Here is a 24,995-nt window from a genome sequence, read left to right as displayed (position 1 = left end):
ACGAAGGCGTCGACATGAGCGACCCCACGGACGCCGGGTTCAAGGACCGGACCCGGCTGGACGAGGCGCGCGCGACGCTCCGGGAGGCCGTCTCGGGGACGGACCGGACCGAGCGCGTCCCGCTTACGGCGGCCGACGGCCGGGTCGTCGCCGAGCGGGTGACCGCCGAGCGGCCGGTGCCCCACTACCGCCGGGCGGCGATGGACGGCTACGCGGTGCGGGCGGCCGACACCTTCGGCGCGAGCGACCGCTCCCCGGCGGTGCTCCGCCCCGCCGACGCGGTCGGCCCGGACCGGGCGACGCGGGTCCACACGGGGAGCGAACTCCCCGAGGGGGCCGACGCCGTCGTCATGGTGGAGCACGTCGAGGCGGTCGGCGGCGACCTGGAGGTGTTCGACGCCGTCGCCGAGGGGGAGAACGTCGCCCCCGTCGGCGAGGACGTGAGCGCGGGCCGGACGCTGTACGAACCGGGCCACCGCCTCCGGCCATCGGACCTGGGCATGCTGAAGTCCGTCGGCGTCGACGAGGTGGCGGTCTACGACCGCCCGTCGGTCGGCGTGATCCCGACGGGCGAGGAACTCGTCCAGCGCGACCCCGACCCCGGCGAGGTGATAGAGACGAACGGGCTGACCGTCTCGCGCTACGTCGAGCGCTGGGGCGGCCGGGCCGAGTACCGCGACGTCGTCACCGACGACCGGGCGGCGCTGCGGGCGGCGGTCCAGCGCGACCTGACGAAGGACGTCGTCGTGACGACCGGCGGCTCCTCCGTCGGCGAGCGCGACCTCATCCCCGAGGTGGTCGCCGACCTCGGCGAGGTGCTTGTCCACGGCGTCGCGCTGAAGCCGGGCCACCCCGTCGCGTTCGGCGTCGTCGAGGACACGCCCGTGCTGATGCTGCCGGGCTACCCCGTCGCCTGCATCGTCAACGCCGTGCAGTTCCTCCGCCCCGCGCTGAAGCGCGCCGGCCGGCTTCCCCTGCATGACCACCCGACCGTCGAGGCGCGGCTGGACCGGAAGATACCGAGCGAGCCGGGCACCCGGACGTTCGCCCGCGTGTCGCTGGAGGAGCGCGACGGCGAGCGCGTCGCCGTCCCGACCCGCGCGAGCGGCTCCGGCGTCCTGTCGAGCGTCGCGCTGGCCGACGGCTGGGTCGAGATAGCGGACGGCCGCGAGGGCGTCGCCGCGGGCGAGACGGTCGCGGTACAGGACTGGGAGTGGTCGGCGTAAGCGGCCCCTGGCTGCCCGAGGCCGGCGGACCGCACGCGGCGAGTCAGGGCCGCGGCGCGGCCTTCTGGAGCGCCGTCTCGGCGATGTTGCCGCCGTAGTCGGCGCTCCGCGACAGCGAGTCGGCGACCAGCCCGAGCAGCTGGGCCTCCGCGGGGTCCAAGTCCCGCAGCAGTTCCCGCAGGTCGCGGGTGTGGTCGTCTATCGTCAGGATCGACTCGCGGGCGTCGTTCGCCAGCGTCGTCGACCCCTCGTTTTCGGTCGTCAGCAGGGCGTCCATTGCCTTGTCGATCACGGCCGCCGAGTCCTCGTGGGCCGCCGCCAGCGCCTCGGCGACGTCCTCGGGCACCGTGTCGAGCTGGAGCGCGAGGTGGGCCATCTTCGCGGCGTGGTCGGCGATCCGCTCCAGCTGGCGCGCACAGGAGTGGTAGTCGAAACACGTCTCCCGGGGCAGCCCCAGTTCCTTGGCGGCCCGCGGGGAGCGCAGCGTCGCACGGAAGATCCGGGAGACGACGAACCAGAGGCGGTCGACGTCGTCGTCGCGCTCTATCACGTCCCGCGCGAGGTCGTCGTCGTTCTCGACCAGGGCGGTGACGGCGTCGTCGAGCATCGACCGCGAGATGAGCCGCATCCGCGTCACCGCGTTCTCGATCGACAGCTCCGAGGAGTCGAGCAGGTCCTGCAGGACGACCCGCTCGCTGGTCTCCTCCAGCACCTCGACGCCGACCAGCCCCTGGACGGCCTCGCGGATCGCCCGCCGCTGGTCGGTCGTGATCCGGCTCGCCTCCAGCGCGATGATGTCGAACCCGCTGACGTACATCGTCATCACCGCACGCGTCAGCTTCTCGCCCGCCAGGTCGGAGACGTCGAGCGCCCCCTCGGTCCGCTCGTCCTCGCTCCGAGGGGTCAACAGCAGCGAGTCCTCCTCCGGGTAGAACTCGACTTCGCTGCCGGCGCTGACCCCGTTCTCGGTCGCCCAGGACTTCGGAAGCGAGACGGTGTACGTCGATCCGCCCGTCACCTGCACCTTGCGGGTCTCCATATCCGGAACCACGTACACGATACTATAAAACTATCCCCATCTATATACCACAGTTCTATCCGGTAGGGAACGGAGCCGTACTGACCCGCGGTTCCCGTCCGCTACCGACCGTCGACGGCGTCGATCCGGCCGCTCTCCTGCCTTCCGAAACTCCGACGAAACCGGCAGTGAGCGGTGCGAATCGCGGGTCGAGCCGGCGCGCTCGGCTACACAATTTCCTGTTCGGATCGGTGTCATACGTATATCTATATAGATAACATAGCAGGGTACTTACCGCTCATATCCCCACTTTCGGATGATGTCGGAAGACACGCCACGCCGACCGCCACGGGTCTCTAGGCGGCGGATCTTGGCCGCGGCGGGTGCGGCGGGCGCGGCCGGCTTGACAGGGTGTGCCCGGGTCATGGGCGGGGAGGACAGGCAGGTGAACATCGCGGGCAGCAGCACGGTGTTTCCGATCGCGGAGGCGGTCGCCTCCGACTACACGCAGCAAAACCCCACGGTGAACGTCGCGATCAGCAAGACCGGCAGCGGCGGCGGCTTCTCCAACTTCTTCTGTCCGGGGATGACGGACCTCAACAACGCGAGTCGCCCCATCGCCGAGGAGGAGCAGGCCCAGTGTGCCGACAACGGCGTCGAGCCGATCGAGTTCGTCGTCGGGACCGACGCGCTCACCGTCGTCGTCAACCCGGAGGCCGACTGGGTCGACTGCGTGACCGTCGACGAACTCCGCCAGATCTGGATGGCCGACGGGGCCCAGCAGTGGAGCGACGTCCGGGACGACTGGCCGGACGAGCCGTTCGACCTGTTCGGGGCCGCGACTGTCAGCGGCACGTTCGACTACTTCAAGGAGACGGTCATCGGCGAGGAGGGGACCCACCGGAACGACTACTCGGCGACCGAGAAGGACCGCACCATCGTCCGCGGCGTCCAGGGGTCGAAGTACGCGATGGGCTACTTCGGGTTCGCCTACTACAGCGAGAACCCGAACTCGATCAAGGCCCTCGCCATCGACAACGGCGACGGCTGCGTCGAACCGTCGCTGCAAAACGCCAAGGAGGGCCGCTACCAGCCCCTCTCCCGGCCGCTTTTCACCTACGTCGCCAAGGAGTCGCTGACCGACCCCGCCGTGCGCGACTTCGTCCGGTTCTACCTGGAGAAGGCGGCGACCGACCTCGTCTCGGAGGTCGGCTACGTGCCCATCACCGAGGACCAACTCCAGGAGAACCTGGACAAACTCGACGCCGCCATCGCGGAGGTGGACGGATGACCACGGCTCCGCGCCGACGCGCATCCGCGACGGGGGTGTCCCGATGAGCGGCGCGAACGCGCCCGACCTCTCCCGCGACGGGGGCCGGAGCAGGCGGGAGGCCGTGATACGGGTCGTCTTCTTCACCTGTGCCGTCCTCTCCGTGCTGACGACCGTCGGCATCCTGCTGACGCTGCTCGGGGACTCGGTAACGTTCTTCTCGGAGGTGTCCCCCGTCGAGTTCCTGACCGGGACGACCTGGAGCCCGGCCAACGACCCGATCCAGTTCGGCGTGTTGCCGCTGGTGACGGGGACGCTCGTGATCACGTTCGGCGCGGCCGTCGTGGCGCTGCCGATCGGCCTGCTGACGGCGATCTACCTCAGCGAGTACGCCAGCGAGCGCGCCCGGAAGGTGCTGAAGCCCGCGCTGGAGGTGCTTGCGGGCGTGCCCACGGTCGTCTACGGCTACTTCGCGCTGGTGTACATCACGCCGGCGCTGGGCGTCCTCTTTCCCTCCATCGACACGTTCAACGCGCTCTCGGCCTCCATCATCGTCGGCATCATGATCATCCCGATGGTCTCCTCGATAAGCGAGGACGCGATGAGCGCGGTGCCGGACTCGCTCCGGAACGCGAGCTACGGGCTGGGAGCCACGAAGTTCACCGTCTCGACGAGCGTCGTCGTGCCGGCCTCCATCTCGGGCATCGCCTCGTCGTACATCCTCGCGCTCTCGCGGGCCATCGGCGAGACGATGGCGGTCACGATCGCGGCGGGCAACACCCCCCGGCTGGTCGACCTGACCGACCCGGCGGGCGTGTTCCTCAACTCCATCCAGACGATGACCGCGGCGATGGTCCAGCTCGGCGCGAGCGACGTGACCGGCCAGTCGCTGTCGTACAAGAGCCTCTTCGCGGTCGGGCTCACGCTGTTTGTCATCACCTTCGCCATGAACCTCGTCAGTGAGTGGATCGCATCGCGGTACAGGGAGGAGTACAGATAATGACGACCGACGACTCCACCGCCTTCGGGCGGATCAGCCGGACGAAAGACGTCGCCTTCGAGTATCTGACGCTCGGCGCGACGCTGCTTGGCATCGTCGCGCTGGCCGTGTTGCTCGCCTACGTGGCGGTCGACGCCGTCGGCTGGCTCGACTGGCAGTTCCTCACCAGCCCGCCCCACCCGGTGCCGGAGCAGGCCGGCATCTTCCCGGCGCTCGTCGGCTCCATCTTCCTGATGTTGCTCATCGCGCTGGTCACGTTCCCGCTGGGCGTCGGGGCGGCCGTCTACCTGGAGGAGTACGCGCCGGACAACCGCGCGACCGCCTTCATCCAGCTCAACATCGCGAACCTGGCGGGCGTCCCCTCGGTCGTGTACGGCCTCCTCGGGCTCGGACTGTTCGTCCAGTTCGTCAGCCTGGGGTACGGGACGCTGCTCGTCGCCGGCTTCACCATCTCCCTGCTCATCCTGCCGATCGTCATCATCTCCGCGCAGGAGGCGATCCAGGCCGTGCCTGACTCGATGCGGCAGGCGTCCTACGGCATGGGCGCGACGAAGTGGCAGACGATAAAGAACGTCGTCTTGCCCGAGTCGCTGCCCGGCATCCTCACCGGCACCATCCTGGCGCTCGGCCGGGCGATCGGCGAAACCGCGCCGCTCATCATGATCGGCGCGCCGACGACCGTGTTCGGCGTCCCGAACGGCCCGTTCGCCAAGATCAGTGCGATGCCGATGCAGATCTACACGTGGGCGTCGTACCCCGACGAGGCGTTCCAGTACGGGGTCGTCGCCGCCGGCGTGGTGACGCTACTGGTGGTACTGCTCTCGATCAACTCCGTTGCGATCCTCGTGCGCAACCGCTATCAGACCCGACAATGACACAGCAAGACGTGACGACATCCGAATCCGGCACAGACGACGGTTCGACCGCCCGCCCGACCCCCGGCTCCGACGGGGTGACGGAGAGCGCCGCCGACGCGACTGCGTCCACCAGGGACGTCATCGAGACGCGCGACCTCGCCGTCTACTACGGCGACGAGCAGGCGCTCCAGGACATCGACATCGGGATCCCGGCACAGCGCGTGACGGCGATCATCGGGCCGTCGGGCTGCGGGAAGTCGACGTTCCTGCGGTGTATCAACCGGATGAACGACCTGGTCGATTCGGCCCGCGTCGAGGGCGAACTCCGGTTCGAGGGGAAGAACGTGTACGACGACGACGTCGACCCCGTCGCGCTCCGCCGGCGCATCGGCATGGTGTTCCAGGCCCCGAACCCGTTCCCGAAGAGCATCTACGACAACGTCGCCTACGGCCTCCGGATCCAGGACGACACCGAGGACCTCGACGAACGGGTCGAGCAGGCGCTCAAGCGGGCGGCGCTGTGGGACGAGGTGAAAGACCGGCTGGACGAGAGCGCGCTCGACCTGTCGGGCGGCCAGCAGCAGCGCCTCTGTATCGCCCGGGCCATCGCGCCCGACCCCGACGTGTTGCTGATGGACGAGCCCGCGAGCGCGCTGGACCCCGTCGCCACCTCCCAGATCGAGGACCTCATCGAGGAACTCGCCGAGGAGTACACCGTCGTCATCGTCACCCACAACATGCAACAGGCCGCGCGCATCTCCGACAAGACGGCCGTGTTCCTCACCGGCGGCGAACTCGTCGAGTTCGGCGACACGAACCGGATCTTCGAGAACCCCGAACACCAGCGCGTCGAAGATTACATCACCGGGAAGTTCGGATAACGCAGTATGGCCAGACAGAACTACCAGGAGAAACTCGAGGAACTGGAGGAGGACGTCCTCTACATGAGCGAGGTCGTCCTCGAACGGCTACGGCTGTCGCTGGACGCCTTGGAGCGGAAAGACGAGGAGATGGCCTGGGAGGTCATCGACGGCGACGACGAGATAAACCGGATGTACCTCGACCTGGAGCAGGACTGCATCGACCTGTTCGCGCTCCAGCAACCGGTCGCCGGCGACCTGCGTTTCATCGCCGCGACGTTCAAGATCATCACCGACCTCGAACGCGTCGCCGACCTGGCGACCAACATCGGCGAGTACACGCTCGACGCCAACCAGGACGTGTTCCCCGAGGTCGACGTTCAGGAGATCGGCACGATCACGCTGGACATGATCGAGGAGTCGATGGACGCCTACGCCCGTGAGGACACCGACCTGTGCCGCGAGATCGCCGCGGCCGACGACGACCTCGACGGGCTCTGCGAGCGGGCCAGCGAGACCGTCGTCCGGGACCTCATCGAGCGTGAACTGGACGCGACCGACGACGAGGACGTCGAGCGCCTGTTGCAGGACGTCTCGCGGCTGCTGCTTACGATCCGCGACCTCGAACGCGTCGGCGACCACGCCGTCAACATCTGCGCCCGGACGCTGTACATGGTCGAGAACGACGACGAACTGATCTACTGAGTCGGCCCCGACTCCGCCCCCTCCCCGGCCTCCCCCGGGACCGCGGCGCGCTCGAACCGCCACGTCGTCTCCGAGCGCCAGGTGGGCGCGTCGACGCCCGGGAGCGTCCGCAGGCGCGGCCGGACCATCCCCCACCACGCGTCGGGGTCGTCGTACCCCGCGGAGTGGGACGGAAACACCTCCTCGACGAACGTCGGCTCCTCGACGGGAGCCTCGTCCGCGAGGAAGTCGTAGGCGGCCCGGACGGCGGTGCGTCGCCAGTCCCGCATCATGTCGCTGGTCCCCGGCACGTCCAGGTCGGCGACGGCGTCGCCGGGCGACCGCCCGCCGGCGTCGTCGTCCGCGCCGAACGCCGTCACGGGCCGGAACCACACCGTCACGCCGGCGACGGCCTTCCGGCGGACCAGCCCGTCGTCACGTAGCCGGGCCAGTTCGGCCCGGGCCGTCTGCTCGGAGACGCCCGCCGCGTCGGCTATCTCGGCGGCGGTCAGCGGCCGGGCCCCCTCGAACGCCGCCAGCAGGCGGTCGGCGGACACGCCCTCCACGTACCCCCACTGCCGCTCGTCCTCGCCGCTCATGGGCCGCGCTACACGCGGCCGCGGTTTGGGTCTTCCGGCGGCCTAAAGAATTTGGCACCCCTCTTTTTTTCATGCCCGTCGTTCGGACGGACATGGTGGAGCAAACGCAGCCGTTCACCCGCACGCACTCTATCGACACGAGCACCGACGTCCCGCTGGACGACGTGTTCGAGGCGCTCGCGGACGAGCGCAGGCGGCTGATACTCAGACGGCTCCGGGAGGGGGACCCGCCGGTCTCGACCGGCCGGCTCGCCCGCGAGCTGGCGGACGACGGGGAGGCGGCGGGGAGCAAGCGGGAACTGGAGACCGGGCTCCACCACCGCGACCTGCCGAAGCTCGACGACGCCGGCGTCGTCACGTACGACCCCGAGTCGAAGCTGGTCGTCGACTGCCGGGTCGAGGCGACCGAGCCGTACCTCGACACGGCCGAGCGGATGGAGCGCTAACGCCGGGACAGATACCGCGGCGGGACGCGGTCGGTCGTGTACGTGTCCCGGCCCCGCTTGGTGATCCGTCGACCCTCGGCGGCCATCGCGTCGGCGTCGACGACCAGCACGACCGGGTCGGCGGCGTGGCGCTCGCCGACCGCCCGCGCCGCCTCGACCGACCCGGAGAGGTGGACGGCCTGCCGGCCCATCGGCCGCAGGCCCTCCGCGGTGATGCGGTCGACGTTCCCCGGCGCGGTGCCGTGATACAGCCGGGCCGGGACCGGCGCGTCGGTCGGCTCCAGCGACACGTCGACGGAGTGGCCGTACGCCGCGCGGACCCGGCCGCCGTCGCGCTCGAAGCGCCCCTTCGGGTCCGTCGCCACGACGCCGGCCAGTGCCGTCGCGTCGGCCCACTCGTACTTCTCCGTCACCGCAGCGACGAGGGCGTCATAGCCGGTCCAGCCCGCCCCGTTGAGCGACAGCCCCGCATCGTCGGGGAAGTGCCGGAGCGCGCCGCTGACGAACTTCGACAGCCGGCGGCGGCGGTCCGCCGAAAGTACCCTGTCGCCGGACGCCCCGCAGTCGGGACACGCCGCCGCCGCGAAGACGCCGTGGTCGGGACAGCGCCGAACGTCGTGCACGCCGGGCCGTTGGCCGCCGGCGGCGAAAAGCCCGGTGGCCTCGTCTCCGGAACCCGACACGGGCAGTTAACACGGTCGGCGTGGTACGCCGGGCATGCGACTCGGACGGCCCACCCGGACGGACGGCGCGGACGCCGCCTGCCCGTCCTGCGGCAGCCGGAACGTGACCCGCCGCGGCGAGGCCCGCGAGACGTTCGACAACGGGCAGACGGTCGTCAAGCGCGAGCACTACACCTGCGACGACTGCGACGCGAGCTGGTGGGCCGACGTGTGGCCCGACGAGCGCGTGTACGTCGCCGGGTAGCCGCGAAACTTTAGTGCCGTGGCGCGAATCCGGACCGACGTGACCCGGAACGGCACCCCGGACGACGGCGAACCGCCGGACCCCCTCATCCGCCCGAAGGGCTTCGTCGCCGACGAGGCCGTGGTCAGACGGATCGGCGACCGCGACTGCTACCTCGGCAACGCGCTCGCGGCCGACCCCGACGCCCACGGGCGCTCGTTCGACTTCGTCCTCTCGGCGACGGCGGAGGAACTGCCGCTGACCACCCACCACCGCCCGCTGGTCGACGGGCGGGGCAACGAGTGGGCGGCGTTCGCGGCGGCCGTCGACACCGCCCGGACGCTGTACCGCCGCGACGGGTCGGTGCTGGTCAACTGCAAGGCCGGGGTCTCCCGGAGCGCCACGCTCCTCGCGGCGACCATCGCGGCCGAGGAGGACCGGCGGTTCCGCGAGGCGCTGGCCATCGTTCAGGACGCTCGCCCGTTCGCGATGCCGAACCCGGCGCTTCACGAGCTAGCGGTGGTGTATCTGGCGGCGCGGTCGTAGTTCGGGGGAGGTCGCTGACCCGCAACGTCCGGCCCGGCCGTCCACAGCTTCTTTTCACTCCCCGAACGGCATATCGTATGGACCGCAGATCGGTCATCGTCGGCGTCGGAGCCGTCGCTTCGACGGCGGGCTGTCTCGCCACCCTCACGCCGTCCGGCCCCGACACCGCGACCGCCGTCGACGGCGTCGCCAACTACGAGTTCTCCGTCGTCGAGGAGAACCCGGACGGGGAGAAAGACGGCAAACCGACCGTCTCGTGTTCGGCCGCGGACGGCGGCGTTCGGGTTTCCGGCCGGATGTGGAGCGGAAACACGTGTACCGAGGTTGGGGTCGACTCGATGTCGCTGGAGGACGGTCGGTTCGAAGTCGTCGTCGGGACGTTCGAGGGCGACGGCCCGTGTACGCAGGGGATGGGGTCAGTGGCCTACGAGGCGACGTTCGAGTTCCGGGACGGAGCACCGACGGCCGTGACAGCCGTCGAATCGATTCCGGAGGACTGGGGGCCGACGCGGCGACGGACAGTCGACTGCGGAACGGCGTAGCGACGCCACTCACACGAGGTTCGTGGCAGGTGGGAAAATGCCCGGGGAGGGCTCCGAACCCTCGATCTCCGCATGTCCCAGGTTCGAGGCTCGGCGGGCCTCAGGGACACGGAGAGCTTCCAAGGCGGTACCGCACCGAATCTCAGAACCCTATGAGTGCGGCGCTATGTCCAGCTAAGCCACCCGGGCTCACTCCCTCGTTGTCCGCTGGTAGCCTTTAAACTTCTCATATCCGGCGACGGGTTCGGGGCGTGGCCCTCGGTTTTAAGATACATCCTGCGAACAGTATCTCCATGGACGTTCCCGGTATCGTGGAGTCTACCCTCGGCGACGAGAGCGTCGCCGCCCGGGTGTCGATCGGCGGCGAGGACGAGCTGTTCGTCACGCCGACGCGGACGCTTATCTACCGAGCCGACGGGCTCCTGAGCGACGAGACGGTCAACGAGTACCCGCACGACGCCGAGCGGCTAAGCCTCTCCGAGGGCCGCCGCAAGACGAAGATCCAGCTGGAGTACCCCATCGACGGCGAGCGGGAGTTCACGCTTCCGTCGGCGGAGGCCGACCAGGCGCTCCACCCCGTGCTGGCGGGCGTGTTGAACGCCAGCGGCGTCACGGAGCCGGGCGAGTCGGTCAACCAGACGTTCCGGTTCAGCGAACTGACGCTCGTGATCACCAGCGACCGCCTCGTCAAGCACGTCGGCGAAGTCGTCTGGGACGAGGACTACGAGGAGTACCGCTTCGAGGACGTGACCGGCCTCGACTTCGAGGAGGGCAGCGTCGCCACCCAGATCGTACTGGAGGTAAACGGCCGGCCACAGCGGATCAAGGCCCCCAACGACAGCATCGACGAGGTGCGCCAGCGGCTCGTCGAGGCGCTGTGTACGTACTACGACGTCGCCAGCGAGGCGGCGCTGGCCGAGGCGCTCGCCTCCGACGACGAACCCGAGGAGGCGGCGGCGAGCGACGAGATGGACTTCGGCGAGGGCGTCGACCCGCTCGACGCCGACCCGCCGACGGTCGACGAGTCCGGTCGGGAGCCGGCGGCCGACGACGCCGCCGAGGACGCGGGAAGTTCACGGGTCGGGACCGTCGCGGCGGGCGACGCCGAGGCGGACAACGGCGACGACGAGTTCGACGAGGCCGGCTTCCAGCCCGCGGAGTCGACGGCCGACGGCGACGCCGAGGCGGACGACGGCGACCTGGCGGCCGAAGTCGCGGACCTCCGTGAGACCGTGGAGGCGCAAAACGAGCTGTTGGAACAGCAGCAGGCAACCATCGAACAGCTGATCGAGGAACTCAGCCGCGGGCGGTGACGGCGGGCGTACCGCACCCCGACGGGTCGGTCACTCCCGGCCCGTCACCTTCCGGATGCAGGAGCTCCCGAACGGGCCGACCTCGCCCGACTCGAACCGGATGAAGTGGCCCGTCGACAGCCCCGCGCCGCAGCGCTCGCAGGTGAACTCGCCCTCCTTCTGCACGACCTGCCGCTCGTACCGGACGAACGCGCCGCCGGTGGGGCGGATGATCCCGTCCTCGCGCTCAACGACGCCGCGCTTCTCGGCCTCGTCCAAAATCGTCCGCGTGAGCGTCGGGTTCGTGGTGATCGTCTCGATCCGGTCGACGGCCTCGGCGACCGACAGTTCCTCGTGTTCGAGGTTGCGCAGGAGTTCGACGCCGAGTTCGACCGTCTCGTCCATCGGTCGTCCGTCGCCCCGCGACCCCCTTAACGGTTGCTCGACGCCGGGCGGCCCGCCGCTCCCGACCCGGCCGACCACAAAGGGTTCGTAGGAGGCCCGCAAAGCGGGAAGCGATGCCGTCGCTCGACCGCCGCACCGTCGCCGGGGCAGCCGTCCTCGGGGCGGTCGTCGCCGCGAGCCTGCTCTCCTCGCCGGCGGCGGCCGTCGACGCGGCCGAGCGGACCGCCGCGGACCCGCTGCTGTTCGGCGTCGCCGTCCTCGGCCTCTATCTCGTCCGACCCTTCCTCGCGTGGCCGACGACGCTCGTCGCCATCGTCGTCGGCTACGGCTACGGCGTCGCGGTCGGCGTCCCCGTGGCGCTCGCCGGCGCGGTGCTCACCTCGTTGCCGCCGTTTCTCGGCGTGCGCTGGTTCGCCGGGGCGGGCGGGTTCTGGAGCCGCCTCGGCGACGCCGGCGACCGCTTCCTCGGGTCGACCGGCCACGTCCGCGGCGTCACCGCCGCGCGCCTGCTGCCGATCCCGGCCGACGCCGTCACCTGCACCGCTGCGGCCAGCGGCGTCCCGCTGCCGGCCTTCGCCCTCGGCACCGTGTTCGGCGAACTCCCGTGGACCGTCGCCGCCGTCGTGCTGGGACACTCCGCGGAGTCGGTCGCCGCCCGCGGCCTCGGCGACGTCTCCCTCCCGCTGATCGTCGCCTGCATCGCGGCTGCGGCGCTGCTGCTCGCCGGGCCGGCGTACCAGTATCTCGGGGCGCGGACCGCGGCCTCCTGAGACGGCCCGCTACTGCCAGAACGTGTCGCTGCAGTCCATCACGACGCCGTGTTGCGGGCAGACGTACTTGCAGTGCCGGCGGTACATGGGTGTCTCACACCGCGGGCAGGGCCGGCCGCCGTCGCCACCCCGGTCGTCCTCCATGGAGGGACGTTCCGTTCCCACCGTGCTAAGTGCTTCGAGAAGTCGGGATACGCGCCGAAACGGAGGACGGGGCGCGAAGAAAGCCGGCTACCTCAACACTCCGACCAGCCGCAGGACTCGCAGGTCTTGCAGCCCTCGGAGTAGTAGAGGCTCATCGAGCCACAGTCCGGACACTCGGGGCTCTCGCCGGCGTCGATGAGGTCCTGCTGGTCGGACTGGCCCGCGTCGGCCGCCGGTCCGTCAGCGTCGACCGCCGCGCCGGCGTCCGCGCCGGATTCGACCTGTGCGCCGCCGTCGGGTTCGGGTTCGACGGCCGCCTCCTCGTCGTCGATCTCGGTGAGGTTCTTCTGCTGCGGGTACGTCTTCTCGATCTCGCCGTCGAGGTAGCGCCGCAGGCCGGTGCCGATGGCGTCCGGGATGGACTGGATCTGCTCGCCCTTGTCCCAGGCGACCTTCGGCGAGCGGATGCCCTGCAGGTCGTTTGCGATCTCGTGGGGGTCGACGCCCGAGCGCAGGGCGAAGCTGATGATCTTCGCCAGCGCCTCCGTGAAGGAGGCGGTGAAGCCGCCGGAGTTGCCGATGTTGGCGAACAGCTCGAACGGCTCGCCGTTCTCGTCCTCGTTGATGTTGACGTACAGCTTGCCGTAGCCGGTGTCGATGCGCTGGGTGACGCCGTGGAGCACGTCCGGGCGCGGGCGCTCCTTCGCGTAGGCGTCGCCGGTGCCGTCGGCGCTGCCGAGGATCTCGTCGACCTCCTCGTCCAGCGCCGCGCGGACGTCCTCGTTGCCCAGGAACGCGTCGACGCCGCCGAACACGTCGTTGATCTGCTCGACGAGCGCCTCGGCGGCCTCGCTCTCGTCGGCGAACTCCTTGTTCTCGGCGCGGGTCGTCAGCACCTGCTTCGAGCGGGTGCCGTCGCGGTAGACGGTGACGCCCTTCCCGCCGTTCTCGTAGATGTAGCGGTACACCTCGTCCATCTCGCCGGGCGTGGCGTCGTTCGGGAAGTTGCAGGTCTTCGAGATGGCCGAGTCGACGCCCTCCTGGCAGGCACACTGCACGGCGGCGTGGTCCTTGCCCGAGAGGTCGCTCGTGACGACGAACAGCTCGCCGATGGGGTCCGGCACGGTCTCAAGTCCCTCGACGCCGTCGAACTCGTTTGCGGCCATCTGCTCCTGGGCCTCCTGTTTGACCGCGTCGACGTCTAGATCATTGTCCTCCAGCGTGCGGAGGAAGTAGTCGTCGAACTCGACGAGCATCTCGTCGCCCTGCACGTCGTCGGAGACGTTCTTGTAGTAGGCGACGTTGTAGATCGGTTCGCAGCCGCCGGTCGTGTTGCCCACCATCGAGGTGGTGCCGGTCGGCGCGATGGTCGTCGTGTTGTGGTTGCGGATGGGGTAGCCGTCCGCCCAGTCGTCGGCGTCCTCGCCGGTCTGCTTCTCGAACCACTCGCGGTACTCGGTGGGGTTCGCGTACTTCGACTTGTCCCACTCCTCGAAGCTCCCGCGCTCCGTGGCCAGTTCGTGGGAGGCGCGCTTCGAGCCGTGGTTGATGTGGCGCATCACCTGGCGGGCGACCTCGTTGCCCTCCTCGCTGCCGTACTCGATGCCCAGCTGGATGTACAGCTGGGCCAGCCCCATGACGCCGAGGCCGATCTTGCGCATCTCCCGGACCTTCTCCTCGATGTCCTTGACCGGGAAGTCCGACATCGTGACGACGTTCTCCAGGAACCGGGTCCCCTTCTCGATGCGGCGGTCCAGTTCCGCGACGTCGAGGGCCTCGTCGAGGAAGTCGTCGACGGCCGCCTCCAGGCTGTCGTACTCGTCGGCGTGTTCCTCGGACCAGACCCGCCAGTCCGGCGCGTCGAAGTCCGCGAGCGTCGAGAGGTTGATGTGGCCGAGGTTACAGGCCTCGTACTCCTCCAGGGGCTGCTCGCCGCAGGGGTTCGTCGCGAGGATGCGGTGGTCGGGATGTTCCTCCACGTCGAAGGAGTGCTCCTTGTTCACCCGTTCGAGGTAGATGACGCCGGGCTCGCCGTTCTCGTGTGCGCCCGCGACGATGTCGTCCCAGACGACCTCCGCGGGGACCGACAGCTCCTCGCCGACCTCGACGTACTCGCCGAGGTCGAACATCTCGTACAGTTCCTTGGTCTCCTCGGTGGCGACGTGGGGCTCGCCGGTGCGGGGGTTCGTGAACGTGAACTCCTCGCCGTTCTCCAGGGCCTCCATGAAGTCGTCGGTGACGCCGACGGAGATATTGAAGTTCGAGAGGTGGCCCTCGGCGGCGTTGCGGAGGTGCTTCGGCACCTTGCCGTCGTCGGTGATGAGCTCGCGGGCCTCCTCTAGGGCGTCCTTGAAGGAGTTGTGCGTGTAGTCGTCGGGGTCGTTCAGGCGCAGCGAGTGGGCCAGCGAGACGTCCTTGTTCTTCGCGTGGATGAACTGGATGACGTCCGGGTGGGAGATCCGCATGACGCCCATCTGCGCGCCGCGGCGCGCGCCGCCCTGGGCGATCGTCTCGCACATCTGGTCGTAGGTGCGCATGAAGGTGATCGGGCCCGACGCGATGCCGCCGGTCGAGCCGACCGCGTCGCCGTAGGGGCGGAGCCGCCAGAACGCATAGCCCATGCCGCCGCCGGACTGGAACACCTGCGCGGCCTCCTTGGCCGTCTGGTGGATGTCGTCGATGTCGTCCTCCGGCGAGTCGACGAAGCAGGCCGACAGCTGCTGGAGTTCGTCGCCCGCGTTCATCAGGGTCGGCGAGTTCGGCATGAAGTCGAGGTTCTCCATCATCCCGCGGAACTCGTCGGCGACCGACTCGACGTGCTCGCGGACGCCGTCGGGGAGCTCGGGGACGACCGTCTCGTAGGCGAACTTGTTGACGTTGTACACCGAGAGGGTCGCCTCGGCGTCGTCGTCGGCGCTGACCCCCTTGCCGAACACTTCCTCGGCGAGTTCGTCGCGGCGCGGGTGGTCGGGCTTCAGCTGGTCGGGCGTGACCGTGACCTCCTCGTCGCGCTTCTCGGCCTCGTAGACGGCCTCGGCGAGCGCGATGTTGCGGGCGACGCGGTCGAACAGGTCCTCCTGTTCCTCGATGAGGTCGCCGTTCGCGTCCTTCCGGAGGTAGCGCGCGGGCAGGATGTTGTGGTACGCGTTGCCCGTCAGGCGCTCCTCCAGCGTGTCGCCCTCGGTGCGCTTGATCGGGAGGGTGATCTCGTCGGCGGAGAGCTCCGCGTCGCTCATGCTGCCCACCTCCGACTCGCGATTACACCGCATCTGAACGTCGTTGTCGGGATCATTCGTGACGAGGGATACATACTGGAGCCTGGTAATTAAAGCTACCTTTGTTTTATTCAACCATGCTTTCAAAAACAGATGCCACTACTCGGTTCGTGTCGGCGGCGCGGACCTCCCCCGGTTCGACGGTTCTGGCTTCCGGACCTTACTGTGAGCGGCCGCGTTATAATTCTGTGCAAATGGGAAAGTGAAGCGCGCGGACGCTCGCGCCATCCCGTGACTGGCGGTTCCCTCCCTGGTGGGAGTGGTCCCGGCTCCGACCGCGGTGTCGACCGGATCATACCTCCGGGTACGTCACGGAGCCTGTTAGCTGTCCGGCAAACCCGACAGCAAACTTATGGTGAGCGAGTGAGGGGTGTGACGTATGTACAACGCCTTGCCGCTGGTCCCGCTCCAGCTCGGCGGCCTGCTCGACTCCCAGCTCGGCCAGTTGCTCGCCGCCATCGTCGCCCTGATCGTCATCGTGCTGGTCGGGCGGATCGTGTTGAGCATCGCCTGGAAACTGTTGATGGTCGCTGGCGTCGTCGTCGCGGCGCTGTACGGTGCCAGCCTGGTGATGTAATCGGCCGGGCGTCGCGGTTTCCCGAAGGCCCGGGTCGCCGCCCGCCGCCGGCTCACACGCCCGCGAGGAAGTTCTCGATGACGTCGTGCCCTGCCGCCGTGAGCACGCTCTCCGGGTGGAACTGCACCGCCTCGATCGGATGTTCGCGGTGGCGGATCCCCATGACGAGTTCGGTGCCGCCGTCGGCCGACGCGTCGCCCGACGCCGCCCCGTCGCCTTCCCCCGCCCCGTGGTCGGTCGTCGCCGTCACCGCGAAGCAGTCCGGCACCTCGGTCGCGACCAGCGAGTGGTAGCGCCCGCCGCGGAAGCCCTGGTCGAGGCCGGCGAAGACGCCCTCGCCGTCGTGGTGGACGGGGTAGGCCTTGCCGTGGATGGGGTCGGGCGCGCGCCCGACCGAACCGCCGTAGGCGTAGACGGCGGCTTCGAGGCCGAGACAGACGCCGAGCGTCGGCACGTCGGGGCTGACCTCCAGCAACACGTCGTTCGTCACGCCCACGTCGCGGTCGTTCTCGGGGTGGCCCGGACCGGGGCTGATCACGACGGCGTCCGGGTCGACCGCCCGCACGTCCTCCAGCGTGGCGGTGTTGCGCAGCACCTCGGTGTCGGCGTGCTCGCTGACGTACTCCACGAGGTTGTACGTAAAGGAGTCGAAGTTGTCGACGAACAGCACCGTCGGGTCGCTCACGCGTCGCCACCTCCCGGCGTCGCCTCGGGCGGGGCGTCCGCGGCGCGCCCCCCGCGTTCGATCGCCTCCAGCGCGTCCAGCACGCCGCCCATCTTCTTCTCGGTCTCCTCGTACTCCGCGCCGGGGTCGCTGTCGGCGACGATGCCCGCGCCGGCCTGCACCGTGACGCGGTCGGCGGCCCCGTCGCCGGCCGGCAGGGGCGCGTCGCGCTCGACCGTCGCCGTCCGGATGACGATGGCGAAGTCGGCGTCGCCGGTCCACGAGTAGTAGCCGACCCCCCCGCCGTACGGGCCGCGTGGCTCCGGTTCGAGGTCGTCGATGATCTCCATCGCGCGGATCTTCGGCGCGCCCGAGAGGGTGCCCGCCGGGAACGAGGCCCGCGTCGCGTCGAAGCAGTCGGCGTCGTCGGCGAGCGTCCCCGTCACCGTGCTCTCGATGTGCTGGACGTGGCTGTATTTCAGCACGTTCATGAACTCGTCGACGCGGACGCTGCCGGACTCGCTCACCCGGCGCACGTCGTTGCGCGCCAGGTCGACCAGCATCGTGTGCTCGGCGCGTTCCTTCCCGTCGGCGAGCATCTCGCCGGCGAGGCGGCGGTCCTCGACGGGGCTCGCGCCGCGCTCGCAGGTGCCCGCGATGGGGTTCGCCATCACCTCGTCGCCGCGCACCGAGACGAGCGTCTCGGGGCTGGCCCCGACGACGTGCAGGTCGTCGTAGCCCAACAGATACATGTACGGCGACGGGTTCACCTCGCGGAGCGCCTCGTACAGGCCCAGCGGGTCCACGTCGCCGTACAGCTCCCGCGTCCGGGAGACGACGCCCTGGTAGATGTCGCCGTCGAGGACGTGTTCCTTGGCCGTCCGCACGCTCTCCTCGTAGGCATCGCGCGCGCCGGCCGTCTCGGCCTCCCGCCGGAACCCACCCGGGTCCGGGTCGGCGGCGGCCCCGAGCAGCGACTCGACGCGTTCGACCTCCGCGAGCAGGTCGTCGTACGCCGCGCCGGCGTCGTCGTTGGGCCGGAGGACCGGCGTGCAGACCAGTTCAAGCGTCCCGGCGACCTCGTCGAACACCAGCGTCTTCGTGTTCAGCACGAACTGCGCGTCCGGGTAGCGCGACTCGGGCCGCTCGACGTCCACCTCGTCCAGCCAGAGGTCGTAGACGGCGTCGTACGCGAGGAAGCCGACCAGCCCCCCTTCGAGATGCTGGCGGTCCGAGTCGGGAAAGCCACGCAGTTCGGCGTCCGGCAGGGCCGCCCGGAGCGTGTCCACGGTGTCGCCGCCGTTGGGCGCGATCAGGTCGCCGTAGCGGTCGGCGGCGAGCACGTCGACGGCCGTCCCCTCGGGGTCGACCGTCACCGCGGCGACGGGGTCGTAGCCGACGAACGAGTACCGCGCGTGGCGGTCCGTTTCCGCGCTCGTCGGGCGAAAGGCCCCGTCGGGGTCGCTGGAGGCGGTCTTCTCGGCGCTCTCCAGCAGGAACGAGTAGTCCGCCCGCTCGGCGTCGGTCGTCCGGCCGGTCAGCGCGGCGTAGGCCGACAGGGGCGACGCGTCGGCGTCGAGTTCCGCGGCAGCCCGGACGACGACCGGCCCGTCCGCGTCCGCGAGGCCGACGAACTCGGCGCGGTCGACGTTCACGGCTCGACACCCCGCTCGGCCGTCGCGCCGGTCGCCCGCGCGACGAACGCGCGGACCGCGTCGTGGTCCTTCCGGCCCGGTTCGGCCTCGACGCCGCTGGCGACGTCCACCGCGAACGGCTCGACCGTCCGGGCGGCGTCGGCGACGTTGTCCGGCGTAAGTCCCCCCGCGAGGACGAGCGGCGCGTCGAGGTCCCGGGTCGCCGCGCGGGTGCGTTCCCAGTCATGGGTTTCGCCGGTGCCGCCCCCGCCCGCGTCGTCCACGGAGTCGACGAGCAGCGCGTCCGCGACGCCGTCGTAGTCGGCGGCGCGCTCGGGCTTTGCGGCGTCGACGGACTTGATCACGGCGGCGTCGACCGCGTCGGCCAGGTCCGCGACCGCGTCGGGGGCGAGGTCGCCGTGGGCCTGCACCGCGTCCGGCCCGACGCGCCCGGCGAGGTCGGCGGCCGCGGCGGCGCTGTCGGGCATCGTCACCAGCACGCTCGTCACGAACGGCGGGACGGCGGCGACGAGGTCGGCGGCGCGCTCGGGCGACACCTCACGGGGCGTGTCGACCGGCACGTCACAGACCACGCCGACGGCGTCCGCGCCCGCCTCGACGGCCGCCCGGAGGTCCGCCTCCCGCGTGATGCCACAGACCTTCGCCCGCGTCATTTCGCCACGACCGAGCGCAGGTCCGCGAGCTTCTCGGCGGCCGCGCCGGAGTCGATCGCCTCGCGGGCGGCCTCGACGCCGGCGTCGAGGGTCTCGGCCTCGCCGGCGACGTAGATCGCCGCGCCCGCGTTCGCGAGGATGATGTCCCGCTTCGCGCCGGTCACGTCGCCCTCGACGATGCCGCGCATGTCCTTTGCGTTCTCGGCGGGCGTGCCGCCGGCCACCGCCTCGATGTCGTGGCGCTCCAGCCCGAGGTCGGCCGGCGAGAGCGTGTACTCCTCGGTCTCGTCGCCCCGAACCTCCGCGACGGTCGTCTCGTCGTGGACCGCGATCTCGTCCATGCCCGAGCCGTGGACGACCAGCGCGCGCTCGACGTCCATCCGGGCGAGCGCCCGGGCGAGCACGGGGACGAGTTCGGGGTCGTACACGCCCACGACCTGCGCGTCCGCGCCGGCGGGGTTCGTCAGCGGGCCGAGCACGTTGAACACCGTCCGCATCCCGAGTTCCTTGCGCGGGCCGATGACGGCCTTCATCGCCGGGTGGAACACGGGGGCGAGCATGAAGCCGATGCCGTCGGCCTCGATGGCTTCCTCGACGGCCGGCGGCTCGGCCTCGACGTTCACGCCGACCTCCTCGAGCACGTCGGCGCTGCCAGACGAGGACGACACGGAGTAGTTGCCGTGCTTGGCGACCGGCACGCCCGCCCCGCTGGCGACGATGGCGCTGGTCGTCGAGACGTTGATCGTGTCGTAGTCGTCGCCGCCCGTCCCACAGGTGTCGACCAGCGGCGTTCGGTCGGGCGTTATCGTCCGGGCGGCCTCGCGCATCCCCTCGGCGAAGCCGGCGATCTCCGTCTCCGTCTCGCCTTTCGCCCGGAGCGCCGTCAGCAGCGCCCCGATCTGTGCCTCCGTGGCGTCCTCGAAGACGGCCGACGCCGCCTCGCGCGCCTGTTCCTGTGTCAGGTCCTCCCCGTCCGCGACGCGTTCGATGTGGTCTTGCATGAGTAGGCACCAATGAACTACTTCGTCTTGCAATGTACAAATCAGTACATCGTATTAAGCCTGTCGTCCGGCGTGGCTGTGGCCGATCCGCATACGGCGGCCGACTTCGAAACCTTCAATTACGTCCCCCGGATACGTGTGAGTGCAGGCAAGCGCCAGACCGGGTTTGTGGTCTAGTCTGGTTATGACACCTCCTTGACATGGAGGAGGCCGGCAGTTCAAATCTGCCCAAACCCACTTTCCTTCCGACGCCGCTTCTCAGCGCCGCCCGTGTCTTCCGTCCCGACCGAATTACCCATACCGACGGTAGCACCTCCACGTGCCCCGATCCACGGCGTGCCGTTCCCGACCTAATATTTTTGGCACCAATCATATATTCGACCGATGAGACGATCACCCACCCGGATAGGAGCGCCGGGTCACGACGACCGGCGGCCACGGATCCGCCGCCGGGTCACAGGGGACCACGCCGCGAGGGGAACGGCCTCCCGTTTCGGGACGCCCAGCGGGAGGGTGCGGTTCGACGCCGACGCCGGTTCGAGTGGACGTTCGTTCACCCTGCGAGCCGCGTGTTTTCAGTATTCGGGAATCGGAAGCCGATTGATATGGTCCGCGGTGGGACCGCTACGTGGGTATGACGTTACGCAACTCGATCGACCCACTCCGGATCGCACTCGGCGTGTTCATCGTTCTCGGAATCGTCATGACGGGCGTCGGCGGCTACGCGGTGCTGTCGACGACCGGGTCCGTGGCCGGCTTGGAGTTCTCGGCCAGCGCCGCGTCCGCGGCGGTCACCGGCCTCGCGTTGGTCGTGGTCGCCGTCGCCCTCTCGCGGGAGTTCTCCCACCGTCGACCGGGGCAGGACCGCTGAGGCGTCGTTCGTCGGGCCGAAACTGCTCCTGGCCGCGCGGTTCGACCAGTTCTATCGACGCAGTCCCGCCCACAGCGCCGCGACGGTGAGCAGGAACACCGCCGTCGAGACGTCGTACGACTGGACGAAAAGCGCCGAGGCGGCCGCCACGGAACCGCCGACGGTCCCCGCGAGGAGCGTCCCCAGCACCGAGCCGGTACAGCTCACGCAGGTGACGAATCCGAGCAGGCCCGACGCCGCCGACCGGCTCGCGTCCGCCAGCATCGCGTACACGAGCGCCGCGAGCCCGGCGTAGCCGACGGCCTTGAACGGGACGAGCGTGAGCGAGACCCACCCGCCCGTCACGAGGAGTATCGGTCCCCAGCCGGGCGGCGCGGCGTGGACCACCGCGTCGCCGACCCCCGCCCCGGAGCCGGGCGCGACGAGCCCGCCGGCCCAGGCGAGCAGGAGGAAGTAGCCCGCTGCGACGACGGCTGCCGCCCCGGTCCGGCGGTCCGAAACGCCGGGGCGGCGCGTCCGTGCGACCGCCAGCACCGCCACGTTCATCCAGACGAAGGGGTACGCCAGGTAGCGCGCCGAGAGCACCCGCGCGTCCGTCGCCGCGAAGTAGGCGGCGACGACCAGCGCCTCGGCCGCGGTGAGGACGACGAGCGCCCGGGCCGTACGGGCGCGGGACCCGAGCGACGGGTCGTCCGCGGGCCCGAGCGTCGCCGGCATCCTCAGTTGCCCGCGGCCGACGCGTTCGTCCGGTCGTACGCGACGAGGATGGCGACCAGGGCCAGCAGCTCCAGGCCGGCGACGGCGGCCAGCGGGAGTTCGACCGCGAAGAAGCCAAACAGCGTCCGCAGCTCCAAGACGATCGGCAGGCTGACCGCCGCGAGGACGAGGACGCCGCCGCGCGTGAGCCTCATGCGACCACCCCCGCGACCCGATAGACGGCGTCGACGAACACCGGGAACGCCCCGCTCTCGCCGAACAGCCCGCCGTCGGTGACGATGCTCGCCAGGGGGAGCGAGTAGGCGAGGACCACCAGGACGACGGCGATGGCCGTCCAGAGGCGCAGGTTGTCGAGGACGACCGGGCTCCCGTCCGCGCCGGACAGCGGGGCGGGGAGGCTGTCGTCGACGGGCATCTCGATCGGGTCCTCGATGGCCGACAGCAGGACGTTGAACAGGAACAGCACCACCGAGACGAACAGCAGCGTGGCGCCGACGGCCATCTGGATCCGCAGCTCGCTGACGGAGCCGACGGTCGCCGAGAAGTCGAAGCTCTGGTACTGCGGCTCGGCGGTCCGGCGCGGGATGCCGAGCAGCCCGGCCCGGTGCATCGCGTTCGACATGAACACCATGCCGACGAACCAGAGCACGACCTGGAACAGGGCGATCGGACGGCTGTACAGCCGCCGGCCGGTTAGCTGGGGGACGAGCCAGTAGGAGCCGGCCATCATCGTCAGCGCGACCGCCGTCCCGACGGTCAGGTGGAAGTGTCCCGGCACCCACAGCGTGTTGTGGACGAGGTAGTTGATGTTCATGCCGGCGTTGATCATGCCGGAGAACCCGCCTGCGGCGAACATGATCCCGGCCAGCGCCATGCCGGTAAACGCCGGGTCGCGCCACGGGAGCGCCCCGAGCCAGGAGAGATACCCCTCACCGCCGCGCTGGCGCGCCCCGTGTTCCATGCTCGCGACGACGGTGAACGCCGTCAGCAGGCTCGGCAGGAGCAGGAACATCGTGTTCGTCATGGCGATGAACTTGAACCCCTCGGCGATGCCCGGGTCGAGGTACTGGTGGTGGATCCCGACCGGGGTCGACAGCAGGAGGAAGAGCACGAACACGACCCGGGCGAGCGGGTCGCTGAACAGCCTGCCGCCGGCGAGTTTCGGGAGGACGGTGTACCACATCATGTAGGCGGGCATCAGCCAGAAGTACACCACCGGGTGGCCGAAGTACCAGAACAACGTCCTCGTGAGAAGTGGGTTGACGGTGTCGATGAACCCGAGCGACCACGGGATGAGGAAGACGACCACGGAGACGGCGACGCCGAGGGTCGACAGGTACCACATCAGCGTGGTCGTCAGCACCATGAACGCCTGCAGCGGGATCCGCTCGTCTGGGTTGTCGGCCCGCCACTCGCGGTACGCGAGGAACCAGTCCACGCCCGCGATCCACGTGCCGATGATGAACATCGCGAGGCCGACGTAGAACAGCGGATGGGCCTGCAGCGGCGCGTAGAAGGTGTACAGGACGTCGGCGCTCATGTCGAGGCTCGGGAACAGCCCCGCGACGATGGCGACCGCCGCGAACACCGCGCCGGTCGTCGTGAGGCCGAACCACGCCCACGTGAGTTTGATGTTCGGGAGGGGCCGCTCGAGGCTGCGCGTTATCGCCCACGTGAACAGGCCGAGCAGGAAGAAGATGGTGAACACGAGCGCGAGGAGCACCCCGTGGCCGGTGAGCACCGTGTAGTAGTCGGTCGAGTCGATGACCCGCAGGTAGCCCGTGCGGTGCAGCGCCTGCACGAGGCCGAACAGCGCGCCGACGCCGAGCGCGGCGAACGCCACCGCGAACGTCGCCTTGACCACGCCGGCCTCGTCCGGGTATCGGTCGACGTACGTCGCCATCTCAGGCGCTCACCCCCGTTGCGTTGAACTGGCTCCGCGGGACGACCCGCACCGTCCCCTCCATGCCGTGGTGGCCGCTGCCGCAGTACTCGTGACAGAGGAGCCCGTACTCCTGTGGCCCCCCGACTTCGACCGTGATCGTCGCCACCTCGCCGGGGATCGCCATCGTGTTGGCGTTCGTCCCGACCACCTCGAAGCCGTGGATCACGTCCGCCGAGGTGACGTGGAAGGTGACGGTGCTGTTCGCCGGCACCTCGATCGGTTGCTGGGTGCCCGGCTGGAACATGTACTGTCGCGCGACCACGTACACGTCGTACCCGCCGTCCTCCGACTCGTACACCCCGGGGTCGCTGAACTTCGGATGCTCGTCGAGCGCGTCCGGGTCGACGGTCCCGTTCTCGTCGTCGACCATCGCGACTCCCGCGCCGACGGCCCCGTAGGCGACGGTGGCGATGAACCCGACGATGAGGAGCAAGGCCCCGGCGAGCCAGAGCTTCTCGTACTCGTGGATCTCCATGTTATCCCACCACCGTGAGTTCGTTGCCGAGGAACTCGACGAAGTACATGAACACCCACATCCCGACCAGGATGAGGAAGTACACCAGAATGACCGTCAGCGTTCCCACCGGGTCGAACTCGTCGTGTGACAGTTCGCGTTCGGCGTCGGCCGGCGCGGATCCGACCACGTACCCCTTCGGACGCTCCGGGTCACGTCCGGACGACGAGTCGGTCTCCGTTTCTATCGCCATAAATCTTGGTACGAATAAGGGGTATATATTGGACAGCCGAATTCCCAGATACTGAGAACGGCGAAAACGCCGTAGTACCCCCCGCTCGAACCGGATGTATGGTCTCTACCGGAACCGACACAGTACTTAAAAAGGCGATGGCGAATCGGTCGCCACGGGCGGTAAGCGTTGTGGCGCTGCTCGCACTGCTCCCGGCGATGGCGTTCGCGGCGTCCGTGAGCGCGTACGCCGGCGCGATCACGGCGGTCAACGTCGTGCTCATCTTCGGAAGCATCTACCTCCTCGTGTCCCCGACGGAGACGGAACACGGCGGGGAGGACGTCGACCACGCGGCCTGAGCGGGATGTCCGTCCCGCTTCACGGAG

At 69.5% G+C, this 24,995-nt stretch carries 30 protein-coding genes and 2 tRNA genes; 16 read left to right on the top strand and 16 right to left on the bottom strand.

Features of this window, described 5'->3' with window-relative positions; translation table 11 throughout:
- Positions 1–14 precede the first annotated feature (14 nt).
- Positions 15–1,226 carry a molybdopterin molybdotransferase MoeA gene (locus EYW40_RS07570; protein ID WP_135821015.1) on the top strand — a complete coding sequence of 404 codons (1,212 nt, stop codon included), beginning with the start codon at positions 15–17 and terminating at the stop codon, positions 1,224–1,226.
- A gap of 43 nt (positions 1,227–1,269) precedes the next feature.
- Here EYW40_RS07570 and EYW40_RS07565 read toward each other — a convergent pair whose 3' ends face one another.
- Positions 1,270–2,265, bottom strand: coding sequence for a phosphate signaling complex PhoU family protein (locus EYW40_RS07565; protein WP_135821014.1), 996 nt, complete (start codon positions 2,263–2,265; stop codon positions 1,270–1,272).
- Between the two features lie 295 nt (positions 2,266–2,560).
- Here EYW40_RS07565 and EYW40_RS07560 point away from each other — a divergent pair, with 295 nt between their 5' ends.
- From EYW40_RS07560 to phoU, 5 genes are read left to right on the top strand one after another with little or no spacing between them, the layout of a single operon-like run.
- A complete protein-coding gene (locus EYW40_RS07560) occupies positions 2,561–3,535 on the top strand; it encodes a PstS family phosphate ABC transporter substrate-binding protein (RefSeq protein WP_135821013.1) in 975 nt (324 codons plus the stop codon).
- A 43-nt stretch (positions 3,536–3,578) separates the two neighbouring features.
- A complete protein-coding gene (gene pstC / locus EYW40_RS07555; protein WP_135821012.1) occupies positions 3,579–4,514 on the top strand; it encodes a phosphate ABC transporter permease subunit PstC in 936 nt (311 codons plus the stop codon).
- Positions 4,514–5,389 (top strand): phosphate ABC transporter permease PstA, encoded by an 876-nt coding sequence (gene pstA, locus EYW40_RS07550; RefSeq protein ID WP_135821011.1) that lies wholly within the window; start codon positions 4,514–4,516, stop codon positions 5,387–5,389. The genes pstC and pstA overlap by 1 nt, the downstream gene beginning before the upstream one ends.
- Entirely contained in the window at positions 5,386–6,252 is an 867-nt protein-coding gene (gene pstB, locus EYW40_RS07545) for a phosphate ABC transporter ATP-binding protein PstB (RefSeq protein WP_135821010.1), read from the top strand. The genes pstA and pstB overlap by 4 nt, the downstream gene beginning before the upstream one ends.
- A 6-nt stretch (positions 6,253–6,258) precedes the next feature.
- Positions 6,259–6,936 carry a phosphate signaling complex protein PhoU gene (phoU, locus tag EYW40_RS07540; RefSeq protein WP_135821009.1) on the top strand — a complete coding sequence of 226 codons (678 nt, stop codon included), beginning with the start codon at positions 6,259–6,261 and terminating at the stop codon, positions 6,934–6,936.
- On the opposite strand, the gene EYW40_RS07535 is transcribed toward phoU, so the two are convergent.
- A complete protein-coding gene (locus EYW40_RS07535) occupies positions 6,930–7,514 on the bottom strand; it encodes a transcriptional regulator (protein ID WP_135821008.1) in 585 nt (194 codons plus the stop codon). The genes phoU and EYW40_RS07535 overlap by 7 nt on opposite strands.
- A 92-nt stretch (positions 7,515–7,606) precedes the next feature.
- On the opposite strand from EYW40_RS07535, the gene EYW40_RS07530 reads away from it, so the two are divergent.
- Complete coding sequence (locus EYW40_RS07530) at positions 7,607–7,960, top strand: DUF7344 domain-containing protein (protein WP_135821007.1); 354 nt, start codon at positions 7,607–7,609, stop codon at positions 7,958–7,960.
- Here EYW40_RS07530 and EYW40_RS07525 read toward each other — a convergent pair.
- Entirely contained in the window at positions 7,957–8,583 is a 627-nt protein-coding gene (locus EYW40_RS07525; protein ID WP_135821006.1) for an RNA 2'-phosphotransferase, read from the bottom strand. The genes EYW40_RS07530 and EYW40_RS07525 overlap by 4 nt on opposite strands.
- Positions 8,584–8,677: 94 nt before the next feature.
- Between EYW40_RS07525 and EYW40_RS07520 the strand changes: the two genes are divergently transcribed.
- The 3 genes from EYW40_RS07520 to EYW40_RS07510 all read left to right on the top strand — a co-directional run bounded on the left by EYW40_RS07520 (position 8,678) and on the right by EYW40_RS07510 (position 9,954).
- Entirely contained in the window at positions 8,678–8,887 is a 210-nt protein-coding gene (locus EYW40_RS07520) for a DUF7340 domain-containing protein (RefSeq protein WP_135821005.1), read from the top strand.
- A gap of 39 nt (positions 8,888–8,926) precedes the next feature.
- A complete protein-coding gene (locus EYW40_RS07515) occupies positions 8,927–9,412 on the top strand; it encodes a dual specificity protein phosphatase family protein (RefSeq protein WP_135821004.1) in 486 nt (161 codons plus the stop codon).
- A 77-nt stretch (positions 9,413–9,489) separates the two neighbouring features.
- Positions 9,490–9,954: a hypothetical protein gene (locus EYW40_RS07510; RefSeq protein ID WP_135821003.1), complete on the top strand. Its 465-nt coding sequence runs from the start codon at positions 9,490–9,492 to the stop codon at positions 9,952–9,954.
- Positions 9,955–9,992: 38 nt separating this feature from the next.
- Here the strand turns inward: EYW40_RS07510 and EYW40_RS07505 are convergent.
- Positions 9,993–10,143 (bottom strand) — tRNA-Met (locus tag EYW40_RS07505).
- Positions 10,144–10,247: 104 nt separating this feature from the next.
- Between EYW40_RS07505 and EYW40_RS07500 the strand changes: the two genes are divergently transcribed.
- Positions 10,248–11,267: a DUF7115 domain-containing protein gene (locus EYW40_RS07500; protein ID WP_135821002.1), complete on the top strand. Its 1,020-nt coding sequence runs from the start codon at positions 10,248–10,250 to the stop codon at positions 11,265–11,267.
- A gap of 30 nt (positions 11,268–11,297) precedes the next feature.
- On the opposite strand, the gene EYW40_RS07495 is transcribed toward EYW40_RS07500, so the two are convergent.
- Positions 11,298–11,651, bottom strand: a complete 354-nt coding sequence (locus EYW40_RS07495) for a DUF5830 family protein (RefSeq protein ID WP_135821001.1) — start codon at positions 11,649–11,651, stop codon at positions 11,298–11,300.
- A gap of 113 nt (positions 11,652–11,764) precedes the next feature.
- Here EYW40_RS07495 and EYW40_RS07490 point away from each other — a divergent pair, with 113 nt between their 5' ends.
- Positions 11,765–12,421, top strand: coding sequence for a TVP38/TMEM64 family protein (locus EYW40_RS07490; protein WP_135821000.1), 657 nt, complete (start codon positions 11,765–11,767; stop codon positions 12,419–12,421).
- A 9-nt stretch (positions 12,422–12,430) separates the two neighbouring features.
- Here the strand turns inward: EYW40_RS07490 and EYW40_RS20290 are convergent, their stop codons facing one another.
- Both EYW40_RS20290 and EYW40_RS07485 read right to left on the bottom strand, forming a co-directional pair.
- Positions 12,431–12,565 carry an HVO_2523 family zinc finger protein gene (locus EYW40_RS20290; RefSeq protein WP_259370024.1) on the bottom strand — a complete coding sequence of 45 codons (135 nt, stop codon included), beginning with the start codon at positions 12,563–12,565 and terminating at the stop codon, positions 12,431–12,433.
- Between the two features lie 92 nt (positions 12,566–12,657).
- Entirely contained in the window at positions 12,658–15,801 is a 3,144-nt protein-coding gene (locus EYW40_RS07485) for an adenosylcobalamin-dependent ribonucleoside-diphosphate reductase (protein WP_135820999.1), read from the bottom strand.
- Between the two features lie 418 nt (positions 15,802–16,219).
- On the opposite strand from EYW40_RS07485, the gene EYW40_RS07480 reads away from it, so the two are divergent.
- Positions 16,220–16,417, top strand: a complete 198-nt coding sequence (locus EYW40_RS07480; RefSeq protein WP_135820998.1) for a DUF8029 family protein — start codon at positions 16,220–16,222, stop codon at positions 16,415–16,417.
- A gap of 52 nt (positions 16,418–16,469) precedes the next feature.
- Here the strand turns inward: EYW40_RS07480 and trpG are convergent, their stop codons facing one another.
- From trpG to trpD, 4 genes are read right to left on the bottom strand one after another with little or no spacing between them, the layout of a single operon-like run.
- A complete protein-coding gene (gene trpG, locus EYW40_RS07475; RefSeq protein WP_135820997.1) occupies positions 16,470–17,102 on the bottom strand; it encodes an anthranilate synthase component II in 633 nt (210 codons plus the stop codon).
- Complete coding sequence (gene trpE, locus EYW40_RS07470) at positions 17,099–18,736, bottom strand: anthranilate synthase component I (protein ID WP_135820996.1); 1,638 nt, start codon at positions 18,734–18,736, stop codon at positions 17,099–17,101. The genes trpG and trpE overlap by 4 nt, the downstream gene beginning before the upstream one ends.
- Positions 18,733–19,389, bottom strand: coding sequence for a phosphoribosylanthranilate isomerase (locus EYW40_RS07465; RefSeq protein WP_135820995.1), 657 nt, complete (start codon positions 19,387–19,389; stop codon positions 18,733–18,735). The genes trpE and EYW40_RS07465 overlap by 4 nt, the downstream gene beginning before the upstream one ends.
- Positions 19,386–20,390, bottom strand: a complete 1,005-nt coding sequence (trpD, locus tag EYW40_RS07460; RefSeq protein ID WP_135820994.1) for an anthranilate phosphoribosyltransferase — start codon at positions 20,388–20,390, stop codon at positions 19,386–19,388. The genes EYW40_RS07465 and trpD overlap by 4 nt, the downstream gene beginning before the upstream one ends.
- A 162-nt stretch (positions 20,391–20,552) precedes the next feature.
- On the opposite strand from trpD, the gene EYW40_RS07455 reads away from it, so the two are divergent.
- Positions 20,553–20,627, top strand: a tRNA-Val gene (locus EYW40_RS07455).
- A 397-nt stretch (positions 20,628–21,024) separates the two neighbouring features.
- Positions 21,025–21,261: a hypothetical protein gene (locus EYW40_RS07450; protein ID WP_237560579.1), complete on the top strand. Its 237-nt coding sequence runs from the start codon at positions 21,025–21,027 to the stop codon at positions 21,259–21,261.
- A gap of 51 nt (positions 21,262–21,312) precedes the next feature.
- On the opposite strand, the gene EYW40_RS07445 is transcribed toward EYW40_RS07450, so the two are convergent.
- The 5 genes from EYW40_RS07445 to EYW40_RS07425 are packed head-to-tail and all read right to left on the bottom strand — an operon-like array spanning position 21,313 to position 24,630.
- Positions 21,313–21,978 carry a DUF7546 family protein gene (locus EYW40_RS07445; RefSeq protein WP_135820992.1) on the bottom strand — a complete coding sequence of 222 codons (666 nt, stop codon included), beginning with the start codon at positions 21,976–21,978 and terminating at the stop codon, positions 21,313–21,315.
- Positions 21,979–21,980: 2 nt separating this feature from the next.
- Positions 21,981–22,172, bottom strand: coding sequence for a CbaC protein (locus EYW40_RS07440; protein ID WP_135820991.1), 192 nt, complete (start codon positions 22,170–22,172; stop codon positions 21,981–21,983).
- Positions 22,169–23,881: a b(o/a)3-type cytochrome-c oxidase subunit 1 gene (locus tag EYW40_RS07435; protein ID WP_135820990.1), complete on the bottom strand. Its 1,713-nt coding sequence runs from the start codon at positions 23,879–23,881 to the stop codon at positions 22,169–22,171. Before EYW40_RS07435 ends, EYW40_RS07440 begins: the two co-directional genes overlap by 4 nt.
- Before the next feature lies 1 nt (position 23,882).
- Positions 23,883–24,398 carry a cytochrome c oxidase subunit II gene (locus tag EYW40_RS07430; RefSeq protein ID WP_135820989.1) on the bottom strand — a complete coding sequence of 172 codons (516 nt, stop codon included), beginning with the start codon at positions 24,396–24,398 and terminating at the stop codon, positions 23,883–23,885.
- A gap of 1 nt (position 24,399) precedes the next feature.
- Positions 24,400–24,630: a hypothetical protein gene (locus EYW40_RS07425; protein WP_202614474.1), complete on the bottom strand. Its 231-nt coding sequence runs from the start codon at positions 24,628–24,630 to the stop codon at positions 24,400–24,402.
- Positions 24,631–24,800: 170 nt separating this feature from the next.
- Here EYW40_RS07425 and EYW40_RS07420 point away from each other — a divergent pair, with 170 nt between their 5' ends.
- Complete coding sequence (locus EYW40_RS07420) at positions 24,801–24,968, top strand: DUF8131 family protein (RefSeq protein WP_237560578.1); 168 nt, start codon at positions 24,801–24,803, stop codon at positions 24,966–24,968.
- The last annotated feature ends 27 nt before the right edge of the window (positions 24,969–24,995 follow it).

The sequence above is a fragment of the Halostella litorea genome, from assembly GCF_004785955.1.
In the GTDB taxonomy this organism is placed as follows: Archaea; Halobacteriota; Halobacteria; order Halobacteriales; family Natronoarchaeaceae; genus Halostella; species Halostella litorea.
Note: the sequence above shows the minus strand (reverse complement) of the source record. Positions and strands in the feature narration are given on the sequence as shown.